Genomic DNA, 19,355 nt, shown 5'->3' with positions numbered 1-19,355 from the left:
ATTACTACGTAAATGAACAATTTATAAAAGGAACCGCTCAAAAATACTCGAATGTATGTTCTAGATGTGGTTGCCAACCATGTCGATGCGCATTATATAGCAGTGCCATGATTGAATATAGTAATTATTACTATTGTCCTTATTGTGGCCGTTCTCTACTTCAATCGGGGGGCTGTCAATACTGCAGTTATATTAGTAAGCCCACTTCTAGCGATTGCAGTTATTACAACTATTCTTATGGCAGACCTGCTGTAAATCAGTGTTCAGACCATATTTATTTTTATAGCCAATCTGTTGAATACCCATATTTTACAAACGTTTGTAGCAGGTGCGGCAAACCTTACAATAGCTCCAGTAGACCCAGACCAAACCTCGGTGAACCTTGTGGGTGCTATCCAAAGCAACCTGTAGATTTTAATTTGTATTGCTCTTGTAACTGCAATGTTAGATACTAATTTTTTTGAGGAGGCGCTGACCTCCTTTTTTATTTGAGTAATCTCAAATCTCCTATATAAATTGAACCGCTTTGCGTTTGATTAAAATCAAATGATATAGCCACAATATTTGTTAAATCAACTTTGGTAAACATCTCTAATGGGATTCTAATATTACTTAGCGGTGTAAACGTTGACCACTGCTTTTGATATTTTGTTGCTATTTCTTTGCCATTTGGGATAGCGAGTGCATTTTGCATGCTTAGCAGAATATGTTCTTGCTGACCAATTTTATCATGCAATGTTAGAACAAATGATTGCTGCTTCGTTTTTGTATTCAACGAACTAGATGGATTTGTTGCGATCCATATAGAAAGCGCCCCATAGCTAGAAAAATCTTCATAAATCTGTGGAATAGTTGTTGTAAAATTTCCTGTATCAACATTCCAACTTAGCTTTAACAGCCCTAGATCAACAAATAAACCTGGATGTAGAAATGATATTGCACTGTCATGTGGTGCGATATAGCTTTCTTTTATCTGCGAAATCGATGCATTCGACATAATCATTCTTCCGCCCAGATTATTATAATTCGTCACTTCTAGTAATGTGGGTGATATTATTGGAAATGATTTTGCTGTCACTAATGAAGTAAGTACTTTTTGATTAAATATCTTATTTGGTGCAATAACATCTACCTCTAGCCCTATATTTGTTATTCCTTTTATTTCATGATAAAAATTTAAAAACTCTAAAGTATATTTTTTTAGAAAATCTTGCTGTTCTTTAGAACTTAGGAGCAACAAATTTTCTATATCATCAGATGTATTTTTTACCATATCTATGTTTAATGCATCATCCTCTAAAATGGTTTCATAAAAAAAATTATGGTTTGCACCAAATAAATATACTGCTGAAATTGGTTCTATTATATTTTCGTTAAATAGATATTCATTATATATAGTTTGACCGTCCAAACTTCTTATTATGCCATCAAATTCTGGAAGTACAATTCCTATAGGTACTTTAGGAACAACATTTTTGGGGAACATGTCTATAGAATTAATTAATGGTGCTATTAGCAGTGTCGAGACAACGTTTATGTCAAATTTATCCATTGATGATAACGCTCCTTCTAATGCATAACCACCAGCCTTGCCTATTCCTACTATAGAAACCATCTCTCTGTTTCCTTTTTCTAATAGCTCTTCACCAAATCCATCATTTGTATTATAAATAGAATTTATAGTTCGCTCGATTACATCCTCTATTTCATCCAAACTTGAGGGCACAAAATTTATACATAAATAACCTTGATTGGCTAAATAGTTGCTTAAATAAGACACATCCAATTCATCCGATACAATATATACTATTGCATTATTATTTGTTGTTGGTATTGTTATTTTTATATTGTCAAAAATTTGCTCTTTATATGATGTTAAATTATTAGTTGCAAATGTTTTTATTGTCTCATCATCTGTTCTTAGTATTTTAGGTTGATTAAACAAAAGTATATCACTAAATTTATAAAAATATATACAAATGACATATATAAAAAGAATCATACAAATACTTTTAAAAAGGGCTGCGTGTTTTTTAATAAATTTTCTCATTTTAACCCCCCTTTATATTTTAGGAGTATTGACAACTTGCTATAATTTTAAACATATGTTATCAAATATTATGTATCCCTCTCCTGTAATAGCAGAGGGTATAGCAAATTAGTTTAAATGAATAGTATCTTCAAAAAAATTGGTACTTGTAGAAACAAATCCAATAATCTGATTATTTTTTATAAGTGGGATTCCTGATACTGTTGTAGTTGCCAATCTATCTAAAAGCTGTTTTGTTTCTAAATTAGTTTTTATTCTTGTATTGCCAAACACGGTTTCAAATAAAATCACTTCTGAGTATTCGATCTGATCTGTTTGGTAATTTTCTAACGGTATATAAACTTTATCCACTTCTAGATGGGAATAATCTTTTGCTAGATATTCAATAAACGTTGTATCTGCTAGCGTAAATGTGCAAAAGTCCGCTCTTGTATCTGTTAAATTACCAGAAATTCCCTCATAAAAATCTGTGCTATTTATAAGTCTAACAGTTGTTGATTCTATCAACCTTTCTGAAATTTTGCATGGATTAATAAACCTAAATTTCATTGTTGCATTATCAAAATCATAAATTGGAACTGGAAAAGATGTAATTTCATTAGAAACTTCTATATGTTCTATTTCTGTCATTAATTCTTCAAATGTCATTTTAATTTGCTTTGTATTGCCATCTCGCTCCACACTCACTACTACAGAAGCCGTTGAAGCTATATCGCTAATATTAGATAGTTCATAAAAAGACACATTTACATCTTCATCTACTTCTGGAAGCATTATGTTAGTGATTATATCTCCCACAGCAAAATGATATTCATCCTTTTTAATCGAAAACATATTACGCAACACCACTTCTGCTGTACCTACCGCATTTGTCACCACGGGACATCTAAGTTGATAATTCACTTCTATCATCTCTCCACAAGCTTTTGGTTCCGCAGTAATAGGTACCATTAATATTATTAGTGTCAAACAAAAAGTAATCAAAATTTTGTATAAATTCATAAGCACCCCTTTTTTAACATTGATTTTTATGGTATAAATGTCATATTAATACAAAAAACTACAAATGTCAATATTTTTTTTGCATAATTTTCCTTGTAGCCAATGCGAGATTTTCTTAATTTTTATTTTTAAATTCTAAAAATAGCTTGGCCACATATACTTGTACAAAGGTATTTTGATAAGGAGGAATTAAATTGGCGAAAAAAGAAGGTCTTATGTTTAACACATTAATATCAACATCAGGCTCCGTCGCTACAAGATTAGTCGGAATGTGTACTATGATATACATTTCAAATCAAATAGGAGCAGAAGGAATAGGCCTGTATCAACTCGCAATGACAATATACATGATGGCATATATGATTGCTTCCGCTGGCATTATTACATCTGTGTCAAAACTTGTAGCAGAAGAAGTTAGCTGTGGTTGGATATTGCGTGCTAAAAAAGTTATGAATATTTTTTTGGTCTTTGGCTTCATTATAAGTTTAATAATTACAGCATTAGTTTATACTAACGCCACTAATTTAAGCATTTTAATTGTCAAAGATAATAGAATTGTAGAAGGTCTCAAAATCCTCTCATTAAGCATTCCATTTATGACACTATCGGCTTGCTTTAAAGGATTTTTTTATGGTACTAAAGATATTTCAAAACCAGCAAGTGCAGAAGTTTTAGAGCAACTTGTTAAATTTGGGCTCACTATTATTTTACTAGGGGTATTTGGTACTCACGACTTGGTTATGGCATGTATGGGAATGAGCTTGGCCATAACATTGGGCGAAATTTTATCATTTACATATTTGGGGATTTTATATTTTGCAAATCGTATTACCGCGACTCAAAATAAAACAACTAATATACCAGAAGGACGATTACTCTATAAAATTTGTAATGTTCTATTTCCTATCACAGCATCGTCGTATCTAACTGCTGTATTTGTATTATTAGAAAATACACTCATTCCTAGTGGACTACAAGATTATGGCTTATCCGTTGTAGAAAGTGTAAGTATCTACGGAATGGTTAAAGGCATGGTCTTTCCACTATTATTATTTCCCACAGCGCTATTATCGGCTTGTTCTACAATTTTAACTCCAGAGATAGCCAAAGCTTCTGCTTTAAAATATTCTGGACGCGTTGAAAGTCTCAGTAGCCGAGTATTACATTTAACACTAATCATTGCATTTTTTATAGTAATTATCTTCGCATTATATGGTGACGAACTTGGTATTAGCGTATATAATAACGCTCAAGTTGGAACATTATTACAGATCATGGTATTTATGTCACCGTTTATGTATATAGAAATTGTGATAGATGGAATTCTTAAGGGATTGGGGGAACAAAAAAAATGTCTAGAATATAGAATTGTCGACGCAATCTTTAGAATATTATTGATGTATTTTTTAATTCCAAAAATTGGATTAAATGGACTACTCGCAACATTAATTTTAAGTAATGTGATTTCATCCATTTTGCATATCAATAGATTAATAGAAATTACTCATATTCCGGTAAACTTCACTAAGTGGATTTTTCATCCGACATTATGCGCTCTGGCAGCAGGTCTTGTTACCAAAAGCTTTTTATCTGACATGTTGTTTAAGAATATGAATACACGCATTAATTTATCTTTCAGCATACTTTTTGCTTCACTATTTTATTTAGTTGCACTATTTTCTCTCAAAAACATTACACCCGAAGAATTAAGCATTCGAAAATAACAAAATTATTTTTTTATGCTCATTCTATAGTTATATAAACTTATACAATGTCTAACTCCTAATGAAATTAGGTCAGCCATATTCATCACTAATGAAAGCCTGGTGTTTTGTAATACAGCCATATTCATTGAGGTACTAACATTTACTATACCTATTATATGAAGATCTCCTACAGAAGGGAGATCTTTTTTTAGACCAGCTCCGGGTCGAATCGATCCTTCTCCAATTGAAACACTGCCTACTTTATCTAAAGAGCCAAGACAAGCATCTACCGAAATAATCAAGGCATTTGGATACAAAAGCTTTACATAGGCAAGTGTTTCAATCAAATTTTTGGCATGGACAGGTTTATCTAGCGTACCAAAAATGTGGATATTGTTATGTTTAAAGTCTTTCAATTTGTACCCTACTAAAGGTCCAAGGCTGTCTCCAGTTGCACGGTCTGTTCCGATACACAACAGAACAAGTTCATTATTGTAAAGAGGAAGGTATAGGTTTAAATATTTATATAATAGTTGGCAAAAGTCATGGAAATGGTGTGGATTATTTATATTTACATAATCTGAATCTTTTTTTACTGTCTCTATTGCACTTACAACAAACACCGCCTTCCTTTACTAATTAATTGCAACTCTATTATATATACTTGACAATATTTTGAAATAATATAAGGGGGGGTGGGCGTATTTTTCAAATTTCTATGCAAAAGCTGAATTTTGTTGAAAAATGTAGATAAAAAATTTTAGATACTCGACAAAAAATGCTAAGTAAACAGGGGGATTAATGGTATATTACAGTATGCATACAAAATTTGCACACTAATTTTGGTAATATATTGGTATTAGTGAATTTAACAAAATATTTTGTCATATTTGTAAAATTATAACAGTTACAATCAACAACATTATAAAACTAACAACATTATAAAACAAAGGAGAATATATAATGGGTAAAATAATATACGAGCCAAAAACTTCTTCAAGAGAAGCACAAAAGAAAATTTCTAAACCAGAACCTTCACAAGAGGACATTGCAATAGAATATGATCCGGAATATGATCCAGAATATGATCCAGAATATGATTCCACTTATGATGAACCTAATTATGACGTTGCTCCTGAGGAATATAATCCAGCGTACGAACCAATCTCTAATGCTACTCAATTTTCTGCAATCGATGAGGATGTCGAAGAAATAGATATGGTTGAAAAAGAAATTTTTATTCCAGAAAAAAAACCTGCGTTCCGAACAACAATCGATGCACGAGCTTTATACGAAAAATTATTAAATGATTCGAATTCATTAAAACCTATCGGTGATTTGGATACTGAGCATATTGTGTATATTGAGGATTATGCGCATACATACCTTTATCAATATGCTTTCACTAATCAACACAAAGAATTGTCTGCTGTCTTAATTGGTGAACGTTATGAAGAAAACAAGGAAACAATTATCGTTGGTATCATCCCTATTCCTCAGAAGTATTTATCTAATGATGATCTATGGTTAAGTGAACAAGGCTTGCAAGCCGTAAACAAAGAAAAAGATAAATATTTTAAAGGCGCAAGCATTGTAGGTTGGCTACATATGCAACCTGGTTATGGCACAATGGTAAGTTCTAAAGAAATTAAAGCGCATCGCGAATTTTTTAGAGATAAATATTCTTTACTATTATTAGTTGATGCTGTAAATAAGGTAGAAACATTTTTTGCATATGATGAAGAAACCCTAAAAGAACAAACTGGATATTATTTATTCTATGATCAGAACCCTGCTATGCAAGAATATATGATGGACAACCCATTACTTGAAGTAACAGAATCTTCTGAAACAGTTCCTGATAGAGCCGTTCATCAATTTAGAGACTCTGATTCTAATCGTACAAAGACCCAGAGTTCAAAACAAAAATCTAATTTTTCGCTAGTGGCCGGTTGTTTTGCTGTTCTTGCGTTAGCGGCGGTCTTTGCTAGATTTTCTAATGACGATACTGTACTCACACAACCAGTATTTAATCACGAACAAGAAGAAGAAAACTTTCCATATCAAATTACTAGTACTAATGCACAAACCAATATTATCCAGCCATCAACCACGCCAACCATTGTCCCTACCGCTGTAATACCAACAACACCACCTGCAGAAACTGTAATTCCTTCAGTTCCTACTCCACCAAAATCTTCTCCGATTGATGAATTATTAAATAACTCTACGCCTGTAGGCTCGGCAGCTCAAATACCAGACATTCCAGAGCCAACAGTAATTATACCTACCGAATCTATTAATCACGAGGAAACTATCCCCGCAGAGTCTACTGATGTTCAAAGCGCAGAAGATTTTGAAGTTTATACAGTAGAACCTGGCGATACAATTAGAAAGATCAGTCAAAAATATTTTGGAGATGAGTCCTATGTTCATGAAATTTTGGAATGGAGTGGTTTAGAAATAGAAGATGGCGATAAGATTTGGGTGGGACAAAAACTTAAGATTCGTGTAAATGAATAATAATTTTTTTTTATTGGACAAAATACAAAATTTCGTGTAAAATACTTTATGACGAGAAAATTTCTCTGTTATACTATCAACAGAAGGAGAGAATATTTTGACTAAAAATAAAAAACAATTAAAATGTCTTTTTGTTTCCAGCGAAGTAGTTCCATTCGCAAAAACCGGAGGACTAGCCGATGTTGCCGGGGCATTACCCGCAGAGCTCATTACACTAGGTCTTGATGTACGAGTTGTACTACCATACTACAGAACAGTACATTTTAAATTACCAGAAGACCAACTTACACATGTCACTGGATATGATATTTCACTTGGATGGAGACATCAGTATGCCGATATTTTATATAAATCAACTGATGTTCCTACTTACTTTATAAAAAATGATCACTATTTTAACCGCGATGGTTTATACGGCTATGGTGATGACTGCGAACGATTTGCATTCTTTTGTAAGGTTGTAGCTGAATTGATCTGCAGAATCGATTTTGTACCAGATATAGTCCACTGCAACGATTGGCAAACTGGCCCTATTTCACTTTTAATAAAAGATAAATATTTCTGGGATTCAAAATATCAAAATATTAAATGTGTTTTTACTATTCACAACATGAAATATCAAGGTTTATTTGGCAGAGAAGCTCTTGATTTTCTAGAGCTCAATGACGGTTATGCCAACTCCGATAAACTAGAATTTAATGGCGGTTATAGTTTCATGAAAGCCGGGCTTTTATACGCAGACCATATCAATACAGTTAGCCCCACATATATGGAAGAACTCAAAACTCCAACATATGGTTGCGGTCTCGATAATTTGCTTCGCGAACAATTATACTGGAAATCTTCTGGCATTATAAACGGTATTGATACCAAGCGTTATAACCCTAAAACAGACCCTGCTCTATATTATAATTTTGATATAAATAGCTTAGAGCTCAAAGAAAAGAACAAAAAAATGTTTAAAAAACAGTATGGTCTCAAAGAAGATAATTCTATGCTAGTTTCTATCATTTCTAGGCTAACAGATCAAAAAGGCTTTGATCTCATGAAACACACAATTTTTGGTCAATGGGTTATGGATAAAATTATGGAGCTTGGCATCCAATTTGTAGTTCTTGGAACTGGCGATCAAGAATATGAAAATATGTTTAGACACTTCAAGTATTTATACCCAGATCGTTCTTTGGTATTTTTAGATTTTAATGAAGAACTCGCTCAAAAAATCTATGCGGCGTCTGACGTCTTCTTAATGCCTTCATATTTTGAACCTTGCGGGCTCGGCCAGCTTATGGCTATGAGATATGGCGCAGTACCTATTGTTAGACAAACAGGCGGTTTAAAAGATACTGTTATTCACTACAATCCAAAAACAAAGAAAGGTACAGGATTTGAATTTGTAGATTATGCTGGCTATTGGTTATACAAAAAAATCGAAGAAGCCAATAATTTATATAATCATTATCCAACTGACTTTAAACAAATTCAATTAAATGCAATGTCTCAAGATTTTGCTTGGGAACAATCTGCCAAACAATATATTCAAATGTATGAAATGCTAATATAATTTTAAAAAAGAGATAGGTGTTTATATAGCACTTATCTTTTTTTTATCAAATTAAGAGGTGAATTATGAATACAAAAGACAGTATAAAAGTTACATTGATATTAACAATATTTGCCATTGCAGGAATCGTGTTCATAATTTTCAATGCCTTAGGGCTAGTAAGCATTGATCAACAAACGTTAACATTAGGATCTACCATTTATCAATTTAATCCTACACAAATGGAGAAAGTAATCCTAAATGAAAATCAAGCTATCTATATAAGCAAAGATGGAATTCGTGCATTTAGCAAAGATGGAGCTGAAGTATGGTCAAATACATTAAGTTTTAACGATATTATAATACGCAAAAATTTTCCATATTTTGCATTAAGTGAACCTAATGGCAATAAAATTATAGTTTTTAGCACTAAAGGTAAATTATATGAATTAATTTTTAAAAATAAAATAGCCAATTTCAGTATAAATACAAACGGTGAAGTTGCAGTAATAGAAGTGGTAGACGGTGGTCACATTGTTTCTGCCTATAGTCAAACCGGGCGAGATCTCGGGGTAAGTAGCGGAAGCTTTACTAGCAATGGAGACTATCCAATGGTCGCTGTTGTCTCTCCAGATGGAGAATATATTATAGTATCGTCATTGTATTTGAATGGACCTACCCTCGAATCTACCATAGGCGCTATTTCTGTACACAAACCAAAAGAGGTTGTTACAAATCCCATGTTTTACGCAAATAAAGAGTCCAAAAACTTAGTTTATAATATAGAATTTATAAGCGAAAATATTTTTGCAAGTATTGGAGATAAATTTTTGACATTTTACAATATAAATGGACAATTAATACGACAAATTTCACTTATCAATACACTATTTAAAGTTAACATAGATGAAATGACGCCTCTTGGTGGATTTGTACCTATAGTTACAGCGACACCAACTACACATGCGGGGCACTCTTTAGTGCTATTAAACGAAGTTAAGGAATATATTGTAAAACTGGATTTTGATGCTCCTATTAATTATTTTAATGCAAATTCCAGTGGTGTCGTGATCGGGGGAGGGCTGATATTTAAAGGTTATAATAGGGTAGGAAAGGAGATATTCCAATTCATTGCAAAGCAAAATGTTCAAGAAGTTCTCTTCAATAATTATATGGCCATTGCAGTGACAAATAATAGTATTATTAGATTAATTACCAAAGGGGGAAATTAGATGATTTTAGATATAATAATATTGGCGTTTATATTGCTATTAGGGTTTATTTATCGCCAAAAAGGACTGGTGCTAGCAATATTTGAATTTATTTCAATATTTATTGCTCTTGCTGTTGCCGTATTGTTCTATCCTGTGGTCGCAGCTATGATCAATACAACTTCATTCGATGAGAATATCATTTGGGGGATATCATCGTTTATATCAAACTTAGATTTTTCAGATCAATTACAAGCTGCATCGGCAGAATTATCTAATCAAATGGATGGAGCTGCTATTTTTATAGAACATTTCTTTCGAAATATAGATCATCAATTGACCATAGGTGTATCCCATTCAGCTGATCCTATCGCTCTTGTATTAACTAATTTTATCATAAATTCAATTTCATTTTTAATTGTATTTATATTCGCTAAAATAGCTTTATTTATAATTAAAGGAATATTGCATATGATCACCAGTTTACCTATCATAAATTTTACTAATAAATTAGGCGGATTTATATTGGGAATATTTTTTGGTATTTGTTGGATATGGATCTTTTGCTTAGTAATTCCATTTATAGCAACTTCACCATCATCTGAACCATTTATGGCAATATTTAATGAAAGTATTCTTACACAGTGGTTATGTTATAATAACTTAATTTTAACTTTCCTTTCTTCATTTTTATAAAATTAAACCTCTCGATGATGAGAGGTTTTTTTATACTATAAAATTAATCCGTATATAATAGTAGAAGTCACCGCTATTGCAAAGCCCACCAAGCTATCAGCCGGAAGAAGCTTCATTCTATCTGCTAAGTTCATGTTTACTGAATTTGCTGATATATGAAAAAACGATCCTTGAGGTAGTGTGCCAAATACATTAGCACCCGCATGAACCATAGCTGCACCTGCTAATGGAGATACCGCCTTTGTAATGGTAGAGGCAAAAGTAGATGACGCAATTGCTGATGCAGCAGAACACGACGCTGTTGCAGCGCTCATCAATATACCAGAAATTGGTGCTAGCAAAAATTCTGGCAACCGTATAATTTCTACTAGTGCAATCAAATCATATTGCAATTGAGAGGCTTTAATAATTCCTGCAATAGCGCCTGTTCCTACTAACAAAATTCCAACGGGCATCATTTTTTTTAGTCCAAATGATAAATATTCTCTCATTTCTTTCGATTTCTTCATAGCAACCATTCCTATCAACCCCCCCGCTGGCAAAGCAACTAACGGGTCAACTTCTAATCCAAATATTGGCTTAAGCATCAATAAAATTATTACTACAACAGGAGCAGTAATAGCTCCCACTATAGACGGTAAATTTACAGTCACTACATCTTTATCATCTTCAATAAATTCATGGTCTTCTAACTTTCTCTTTTTATGTATATATGCTGCTATTAAAACTGTAACTGCCAATCCCACAAGACCCGGAATAAATCCTGCTACCATAACAGAGGATAAACTTACGTCAAAATTTTCGGCCGCTACAATAGTGTTTGGATTTGGAGAAAATGTATTTCCAGATTTTCCACCTCCAACTAAAGCAATAAGCAAAGCTGCCTTTGAATACCCTAATTTGTTTCCAACGGATATCGCAATAGGAGCAACAGTAATAACAGCTACATCAACAAAAACACCCACAGATGTTAAAATCATAGCCGATAGAGCAATAGCCAATAATGCGCGTCTTTCACCCATAACCAAAATTATCTCTTCTGCTATTTTAGTTGCAGCTCCAGACTTGATTAATGTTCCAGCTAGTACGCCCGAAGCCAAAACTCTAATAATAGTAGGCATCATCTCCTGAGCACCTGCAATCATATAGTTCACCGAATTAACCAATCCTGCCCCACCAACTAATCCGCCAATTAATGCACCTACCATCATTGCATATGCCGCTTCGATTTTTTTTATGATAAGAGCAATAGTTATCACCAGTCCAACGACTGCTCCCACAGTTGTAATTTCCATTTTTAAATATCCCCCTTTAGTTTAAAAAAATTATAATTTATTTTAACTACATTGTCAATTTAATAAATTGCAAATTAATTGCATTTTCTCAAAAAAAATTGCTATAATATATTAGTGAGGTGAATCTAATGAATACAAAATTTATTTTAAGCAGATTAATTCAGCTGCTAATAACTTTGCTCGGTATAACTTTTATCACTTTCAGCTTAGTATATTTGGCTCCCGGCGACCCCGTTCGCACTATGTACATATCTAGTGGTAATATCCCCAGCGAAGCTATTATCGAACAAACCCGCGAAGCCATGGGGCTCAATCAACCTTTTGGGGTTCAGTATGCAAATTGGCTTGCTAATATATTTAGGGGTGATTTTGGAATCTCCTTCTCTTTAAATCAACCTGTCATCGATATTGCTATCCCCAGAATTTTTAAAACTATAAATTTAGCACTTGCCGCCCTAGCCATGATGCTTGCCATATCATTACCGCTTGGCATCCTCTCTGCCATAAAGGCTAATAAACCTTTCGACTATGCTGTACGTGCATATACGTCTCTCGGAATATCTATGCCTGGCTTTCTTATTGGCACATTGTTGCTATATTTTGTGGGGTTGAAATTACATTTACTACCTATTGTTTCTACAGCTAATAATATTCAAGCTTTAATATTGCCGGCAATGACGCTTGCTATTCCTATGTCTGCTAAATATATTCGTCAAATTCGTAGCGTTCTATTGGATGAGCTCGAGAAGGAATATGTCATTGCTGCGGTTTCTAGAGGCATCCCTTTTTCTGCTATTGTCATAAAAGATATACTCCCAAATATTTTACTGCCTCTTATAACTTTATTAGGCATTTCATTGGGCTCCCTTTTATCTGGCGTCGCTGTAGTAGAAGTGATATTCTCATATCCCGGAATCGGCAGCCTCGCGGTAGATGCCATCATTGCGTATGATTATAATTTAATTCAAGCCTATGTATTACTAATTTCTGTCATTTATATGAGCATCAATTTGTTGGTAGACATTTCTTATAGCTATTTAGATCCCAGAAATAAATTAGAAAGAGGCTAATATGAAAAACAAATCTACTATCGTATTGCTATTATTTTTGATTTCTATTATTTTAGTTGCCGTATTTGCAGATGCTTTGGCACCATATGACCCATATTCTAGCAATCTCAAGAATGCATTTCAACCTCCCAGTTTAACACACCTGTTTGGCACCGACAAACTTGGTCGAGATTTATTTTCTCGTGTAATTTATGGAGTTCGCATCTCTCTTGCTGTTTCTATATTTTTAATTTTGATGATATCTATAGTTGGTAGCGCTCTCGGCATTGTTGCTGGCTATTATGGTAAATGGGTTGGTTCTGTCATTATGCGTTTTTCCGATATTTTGATGTCTTGCCCATCTATGGTACTTGCTATTGCTCTTGCCGGAATTATGGGTGCCGGTCTTCGCAATGCTATGATCGCTATTTTTGTCGTCACTGTTAGCAAATACATAAGATTAGCTCGCAGTTTAGTTCTCAAAATTATTAACGAAGATTATATAAACTCTGCCAAAATGGCCGGAACTACACAATTAAATATTATCATTCGATATATTTTACCCAATATTATTCAAACCCTCATTATTACTGCATCTACAGATATTGGCGCTATAATCCTCGAACTTTCTGCATTGTCATTTTTAGGTTTTGGTGTTACCGCTCCTACTCCAGAATTGGGGCTTATGATAAACGAAGGTCGACCATATATGTTAGCATATCCTTGGCTAGTTTTTTGTCCTGGTATTGCTATTGCCATAATTGTTACGATATTTAATTTGTTAAGCGATAAGATGAGAGAGTGGAGGTAATTAATGTTAAGTATTCAAGATATTTCTATTGCTTATGATGACAAAATCGTCGTCGATAAATTTAGTGTTGCTATTGCCTCTGGCGAAATCGTTAGCATCGTTGGCGAAAGCGGCTCCGGCAAAACTAGCATACTGCGATCCATATTGGGGCTTCTTCCCGCGGCAGCCACCATTTCCGGTGGTGAGATCCTATACAACGATATTTCTTTACTCAATATCCCTGCCATACAAATGAACAAAATACGAGGTGCTGAAATTTCTATGATGTTTCAAGATAGCAGCCTCAGCCTAAATCCTATTCGCAAAATAGGTCATCAATTTATACAGTATATTCTAGCGCATAAAAATATATCCAAATCAGAAGCGCAACTTCTTGCTACTGCGACTTTATCCAAAATGAATTTAGACGGCCCTGCTATTATGAAATCATATATGTTTAATCTTAGCGGAGGCATGAAACAAAGAGTTGGGATGGCTTTTGCTATGGCGCTTTCACCCAAGCTATTGCTTTTAGATGAACCAACCAGCGCTCTAGATGCCGCCACACAAGATCAAGTTATTGCCGAAATCATGGCTTTACATTCAGAATCTAATACTGCCATATTAATGATCACTCACAACATCTTGGTTGCTACCCGCATGTCAAACAACATCATTGTTCTAAAAGATGGCAAAATTATGAGCCCCGAGAGTTGCTATTCTAAAAAATTATTAGGAGGAATTTAGATGGAAAAAATAATTAGCATTAGGAATATTAACAAAGCGTTTCAGACCAATAAATCTTCTGTATTAGCTTGTCATAACGTTTCATTTGATATATACAAAGGCGAATTTATATCTATAGTTGGCGAAAGCGGTTGCGGCAAAAGTACCCTTATGAAAATTATTACCAGTCTCGAATCTAAAACTAGTGGCGAAGTTGTATACAATGGCGTTGACATTACAGAGTTAAAAGGCAAACACTTGCGAACAAGTAGACGTAATATTCAAATGCTATTTCAAGATACTACCACTTCTCTAAATCCCAAAATGAAAGTCCTTGATATTATATGCGAACCTCTAATCAATTTTAAGCTGATTAGCAAAAAAGAAAAAATCAAATTTGCCACAGAATTTTTAGAAAAAGTGGGTCTAAATCAAAGCTTTTTAAATCGATACCCAAAAGAAATGAGTGGTGGCCAGAGGCAACGAGTCGGCCTTGCTAGAGCATTAACCTTAAATCCAGAAGTTTTGATTTTGGACGAAGCCACCAGTGCATTAGACATTATCACCCGCGATAAAATCATTGATCTTATCAAAGATATTCATGCCAAAACTAATTTAACAGTATTATTCGTTTGCCATGACTTAAATTTGGTTTCTAAAATCTCCGATCGAGTCGTTACAATGCACAACGGGGAAATTGTTGCTGACAAATCAGTGCAGCGCCCCCTAATGCTAGCTATATAATTTTTGGCACACAAATATAGCCTCCTTTTATTTTGGGAGGCCCAGTTGTTTTCTATTGACAATCTTCACAAATGCCAACTATCACTGACGAATCATATTCAATTTTAAAATTATGAATGTTCGCATTTTCTAGAATATCTGCTGGCAGATGAATCGTTATTCCACAATTATTACATTTTAGGTGAAGATGCTCTTTACACGCAGGATTATCTCCAGTATAACGAAAATAACTTTTTTTTTCGTTAGCATCAATGTGTTTGCTGATTAGTTGTTCAGTTTCTAAATAGTCCATATATCTATATATAGTTGATAGACTCATTTTAATGCTTTGTCTTTCTAATTCAGCGTTAATTTCATTAATAGTAACATATTTATCTCTTTGACTTTTTATAAACTCCAAAATCTTTTGCCTATTTTTTGTGTTATATCTCATAAGATAAACCTCCGCATGGCATCAGACCACGGTATTTCCGCAATCTATATTATTCCTCTGTCTGGTTTAAATAAAGAGTTTTACTAGGTACAATAGTTGAAATCGCATGCTTATATAGCAATTGCTGTTTACCTTCACTATCTACCAAAACCACAAAATTATCAAATCCTTTGATAGTGCCCTTAATTTGAAAACCATTTGTTAGAAATACAGTAGAAATAATGCGCTCTTTTCTGAGCTGATTAAGCACTACATCTTGTAAGTTTACACTTTTATTCATGAGAATCCTCCATATATTCAAATATTTATATAGATTATTGACGACTTTTATCTAAAATATACAATAGCAATCAAAAATATTTAATTTTCTGCTTTCATAATAGCAAAAATAATATTAGCACTAATATCGGTATCGCCAAAGGCAAAATGCTAATCAACGAAATTTGCGCTATTTGAATCTCGGCTTTTCCTCTCGCTGTTTTAGATACAAAAAAGAATAATATTCCATCCCATATCGACTTCTTTTTCTTTAGTGGCACACTCTTAAACATATACATATGCCCTATTACGGCCCACAATGGCTTATAGTATATATATCCCTGATTGTCACTCTCATCCTTATTATTTTCTGCAGGATAACGACAAATATATGTGATCTTATAGCGAGGCTCCGGAAAATTTATTGCAACCCGTTTTTTTATTGCCTTCGGATTACTGCAAAACTCCTTATAGCGCTTGGCTAGCATTTTTTCCAAATCTTCATACGTCTGCTTTTCTGCATACAACATCTACAGCAGCTCTGTTATTGTTTGCAAAATCTCTTCTTTGTTACATGCTATTTCATGCAAAACTTTTTTATGCTCCAACCCCACCAATGGTGCAGGAATTTTTACTTTTGTTAAAGCTTCTAAGTCAGTCAATATTTTATATTCACTTTTATCTACATCCATCCCCAACGCGTCGCCAACTCCTATCGGAAATTTATACGGGCTTGCTGTAGATACTATAACTACTTTTTCTGTTACACAATCTTTTATATATTTTTTATACGCATCATATGCAACAGCTGTGTGGGTATCAATTAAATAACCAAATTCATCATAGCATCTCTTGATGGCATCTTCTGTTTCCGCATCATCTGCACAGGCCGCATAAAACAACTCATCTATCTTTGCTTTTATATCTTCTGGCACAGTGTATGCTTCCATCTCTTCTAAGTCTCGCATTAATTTTTCTACCAATAGACCGTCATGGCCCGAAAGCTCATATATCAAACGCTCCAAATTTGATGAAATCAATATGTCCATCGATGGAGAGAGCGTCTTGAAAAACTCACGCCTTCTATCGTACACACCCGTTTTAATAAATTCTGTTAAAACATTATTTTGATTTGATGCGCATACAAGCTTTTTCACTGGAGCGCCCATCATCTTCGCAAAGTACGCGGCCAATATATTTCCAAAGTTTCCGGTTGGTACTACATAATCAGCGCCACCAAGGTCTATACTACTCTTTACATAATATACAATTTGTGGAAGTAACCTGCCCCAGTTTATACTGTTAGCGCTCGAAAGCTTGATCCCTTTTGCTAACAAAGTGGCATTCAATACATCATCCGTAAATATGTTTTTGGCCGCAGTTTGAGCATCGTCAAAATTGCCATTAATTGCAATAACCGACACATTGTCTCCCTCTTGCGTTACCATCTGCTGCTTTTGAACCGCACTAACACCCTCGCTCGGATACATCACAATGATTTTTGTCCCCGCAACATCTTTGAATCCTTCTAAGGCAGCTTTTCCTGTATCTCCCGAAGTTGCCACAATGATGGCAATATCATTTTTTTCGCCCGTAATATCTATCGCCGTTGTCATAAGATATGGCAACACCTGTAGTGCCACATCCTTAAAGGCACAAGTTGGCCCGTGCCATAGTTCCAAAACCGACGCTTGATCATTTAGCTGATATAGTGGCGCAACCTCTTCAAACGAATCGCCATAAGCTGAATCCACACAAACGGCTATTTGCTTCTCCGAAAAGTCGGTCAAATATTTGGCAAAAATCAATTTTGCAGCATCCTTATAAGAACCAGACTTGATCACATCTATTTCCGTAGCTGTCAAAACCGGAATACTAACAGGAGTATACAACCCCCTATCTGGTGCAAGCCCTTTTATAATCGCATCTGCAGACGCAACTTTCGTATCATTATTTCTAGTACTCGAATAAAACATGATATCCTCCGTTTCTACACCCTATCCTAAACACATAAAGATGTTGGCTTTCTTAACATACTCTTTTTCTTTTAAATCAACAATCGCTTCTTGCAAATATTTTTCTTTGGTTTCATGAGTAATAATCGTTAGACTAGATAACTTTCCTTCTGGCACAGGAGACTGTATTACAGATGCTATGCTCACGCCACGCTTGCCGAGCTCACTTGCTATTCCTGCCAACACATTTGGTTTATCCTCAACGCGTAATCGCAAACAAAACGATGATAATAACTCTCCTATCTCCAAAACTTCTTTATTTTTGTAGCAGTTAAGCCCATAATTTCCAGTAGTCTTATTGGCAATGCTTGTACAAATCGCCATAATGTCTCCAACAACAGAGCTCGCAGTTGGCATCTCTCCTGCACCTCTACCATAGAGCATTATCTCATCTGCAGCGTCGCATTTCAAAAATACTGCATTAAACACATCATTTACTGCAGCCAGCGGGTGCTCATTTTTTACAAATGCTGGTCTCACAAACAAGATAATCTTCTCATCTCGCTCTTTTGCCATCGCAACTAATTTAATCTGATACCCAAGTTTATTTGCCAAAGTGATATCTTTCTCTATTATTTGCGTTATGCCTTCCTGATACACATCATCTAGAGTACATCTTGAATTGAACGCTATACTTGCCAAAATTGCAATCTTGCGTGCAGCGTCGGTTCCTTCCACATCAGAGCTTGGATTTGCTTCTGCGTAGCCCAACTCCGATGCCTGAGCCAATGCTGTCTGATACGAAATACCCTGCTCTGTCATTTTTGTTAAAATATAGTTTGTGGTTCCGTTTAAAATTCCCACAATATCAGAATACATATTGGCACAAAGAACATTTTGCATTGCCCCAATAACCGGGATTCCGCCCCCAACACTTGCTTCAAAATGGACATCAACGCCATTCTCTTTTGCAAGTACAAAGATCTCCTCCCCTTTAACCGCAATCAAATCTTTATTTGCTGTTACGATATTTTTGCCTGCCTTAATCGCTTTAACAATGCAATCATACGCAAATGTAAGCCCGCCCATTAATTCCACAACGATTTGTACTTCAGCATCTGCCAAGACCGCCTCAATGTTTTGTGTAATTTGCTCTTCCGCGACTCCCGCAGCTTTTGCTTTGGCAACATCTTTTTCAAGCACCCACTTCACATCTACCTGCTTGCCTGTACGCATCTTAATGTCATTAGAGTTTTTTTGTATCAGTTTATATACCCCACCTCCAACTGTTCCACAACCAAGTATTGCAATTTTTATCATGTTAGCTCCTCCAATTTAGTTTTCTAATGATTGTAACGCATTATTTAAGAAAGT

Annotated in this window: 18 protein-coding genes; 9 read left to right on the top strand and 9 right to left on the bottom strand. The window is 34.5% G+C overall.

Going from position 1 to position 19,355, the window contains the following annotated elements; translation table 11 throughout:
* Positions 1-484: 484 nt before the first annotated feature.
* Together PCY70_RS11810 and PCY70_RS11805 are read right to left on the bottom strand one after the other, a co-directional pair.
* Complete coding sequence (locus PCY70_RS11810) at positions 485-2,050, bottom strand: hypothetical protein (protein ID WP_305767480.1); 1,566 nt, start codon at positions 2,048-2,050, stop codon at positions 485-487.
* 108 nt (positions 2,051-2,158) lie between these two features.
* A complete protein-coding gene (locus PCY70_RS11805; protein ID WP_305767479.1) occupies positions 2,159-3,052 on the bottom strand; it encodes a hypothetical protein in 894 nt (297 codons plus the stop codon).
* A gap of 194 nt (positions 3,053-3,246) precedes the next feature.
* Between PCY70_RS11805 and PCY70_RS11800 the strand changes: the two genes are divergently transcribed.
* On the top strand, positions 3,247-4,776 hold the full coding sequence (locus PCY70_RS11800; RefSeq protein ID WP_305767478.1) for an oligosaccharide flippase family protein: 1,530 nt from the start codon (positions 3,247-3,249) through the stop codon (positions 4,774-4,776).
* Positions 4,777-4,781: 5 nt separating this feature from the next.
* Here the strand turns inward: PCY70_RS11800 and yyaC are convergent, their stop codons facing one another.
* The gene (yyaC, locus tag PCY70_RS11795; RefSeq protein WP_305767477.1) at positions 4,782-5,381 is read right to left on the bottom strand and encodes a spore protease YyaC; all 600 of its coding nucleotides are present in this window, start codon (positions 5,379-5,381) and stop codon (positions 4,782-4,784) included.
* A 340-nt stretch (positions 5,382-5,721) separates the two neighbouring features.
* Here yyaC and PCY70_RS11790 point away from each other — a divergent pair, with 340 nt between their 5' ends.
* The 4 genes from PCY70_RS11790 (at position 5,722) to PCY70_RS11775 (ending at position 10,731) form a co-directional block, all read left to right on the top strand.
* Positions 5,722-7,281, top strand: a complete 1,560-nt coding sequence (locus PCY70_RS11790) for a LysM peptidoglycan-binding domain-containing protein (protein WP_305767476.1) — start codon at positions 5,722-5,724, stop codon at positions 7,279-7,281.
* A gap of 97 nt (positions 7,282-7,378) precedes the next feature.
* On the top strand, positions 7,379-8,845 hold the full coding sequence (gene glgA / locus PCY70_RS11785) for a glycogen synthase GlgA (protein ID WP_305767475.1): 1,467 nt from the start codon (positions 7,379-7,381) through the stop codon (positions 8,843-8,845).
* A 65-nt stretch (positions 8,846-8,910) separates the two neighbouring features.
* Positions 8,911-10,056: a DUF5711 family protein gene (locus PCY70_RS11780; protein WP_010169214.1), complete on the top strand. Its 1,146-nt coding sequence runs from the start codon at positions 8,911-8,913 to the stop codon at positions 10,054-10,056.
* The gene (locus PCY70_RS11775) at positions 10,057-10,731 is read left to right on the top strand and encodes a CvpA family protein (protein ID WP_305767474.1); all 675 of its coding nucleotides are present in this window, start codon (positions 10,057-10,059) and stop codon (positions 10,729-10,731) included.
* A 35-nt stretch (positions 10,732-10,766) separates the two neighbouring features.
* On the opposite strand, the gene PCY70_RS11770 is transcribed toward PCY70_RS11775, so the two are convergent.
* Positions 10,767-12,026 (bottom strand): GntP family permease, encoded by a 1,260-nt coding sequence (locus PCY70_RS11770; protein WP_305767473.1) that lies wholly within the window; start codon positions 12,024-12,026, stop codon positions 10,767-10,769.
* Positions 12,027-12,154: 128 nt separating this feature from the next.
* On the opposite strand from PCY70_RS11770, the gene PCY70_RS11765 reads away from it, so the two are divergent.
* The 4 genes from PCY70_RS11765 to PCY70_RS11750 are packed head-to-tail and all read left to right on the top strand — an operon-like array spanning position 12,155 to position 15,335.
* The gene (locus PCY70_RS11765; RefSeq protein WP_010169220.1) at positions 12,155-13,096 is read left to right on the top strand and encodes an ABC transporter permease; all 942 of its coding nucleotides are present in this window, start codon (positions 12,155-12,157) and stop codon (positions 13,094-13,096) included.
* 1 nt (position 13,097) lies between these two features.
* Positions 13,098-13,886, top strand: a complete 789-nt coding sequence (locus PCY70_RS11760; protein WP_010169222.1) for an ABC transporter permease — start codon at positions 13,098-13,100, stop codon at positions 13,884-13,886.
* Positions 13,887-13,889: 3 nt separating this feature from the next.
* Positions 13,890-14,612 (top strand): ATP-binding cassette domain-containing protein, encoded by a 723-nt coding sequence (locus PCY70_RS11755; RefSeq protein WP_305767472.1) that lies wholly within the window; start codon positions 13,890-13,892, stop codon positions 14,610-14,612.
* Positions 14,613-15,335 carry an ABC transporter ATP-binding protein gene (locus PCY70_RS11750; protein WP_305767471.1) on the top strand — a complete coding sequence of 241 codons (723 nt, stop codon included), beginning with the start codon at positions 14,613-14,615 and terminating at the stop codon, positions 15,333-15,335.
* 52 nt (positions 15,336-15,387) lie between these two features.
* Here PCY70_RS11750 and PCY70_RS11745 read toward each other — a convergent pair whose 3' ends face one another.
* From PCY70_RS11745 to PCY70_RS11725, 5 genes are all read right to left on the bottom strand, one after another.
* Positions 15,388-15,768, bottom strand: a complete 381-nt coding sequence (locus PCY70_RS11745) for a Fur family transcriptional regulator (protein ID WP_010169228.1) — start codon at positions 15,766-15,768, stop codon at positions 15,388-15,390.
* Positions 15,769-15,817: 49 nt separating this feature from the next.
* Positions 15,818-16,048, bottom strand: a complete 231-nt coding sequence (gene hfq, locus PCY70_RS11740; RefSeq protein WP_010169230.1) for an RNA chaperone Hfq — start codon at positions 16,046-16,048, stop codon at positions 15,818-15,820.
* 94 nt (positions 16,049-16,142) lie between these two features.
* Entirely contained in the window at positions 16,143-16,556 is a 414-nt protein-coding gene (locus PCY70_RS11735) for a hypothetical protein (RefSeq protein ID WP_305767470.1), read from the bottom strand.
* Positions 16,557-18,002 (bottom strand): threonine synthase, encoded by a 1,446-nt coding sequence (gene thrC / locus PCY70_RS11730; RefSeq protein ID WP_010169235.1) that lies wholly within the window; start codon positions 18,000-18,002, stop codon positions 16,557-16,559.
* 21 nt (positions 18,003-18,023) lie between these two features.
* Positions 18,024-19,301 (bottom strand): homoserine dehydrogenase, encoded by a 1,278-nt coding sequence (locus PCY70_RS11725; protein WP_305767469.1) that lies wholly within the window; start codon positions 19,299-19,301, stop codon positions 18,024-18,026.
* Positions 19,302-19,355: the final 54 nt, after the last annotated feature.

Origin of the sequence: Candidatus Epulonipiscium viviparus, from assembly GCF_030708075.1 — a bacterium.
Classification (GTDB): Bacteria; Bacillota; Clostridia; order Lachnospirales; family Cellulosilyticaceae; genus Epulonipiscioides; species Epulonipiscioides viviparus.
The sequence above is the reverse complement of the archived record's forward strand: the minus strand, read 5'-3'. Positions and strand labels throughout refer to the sequence as shown.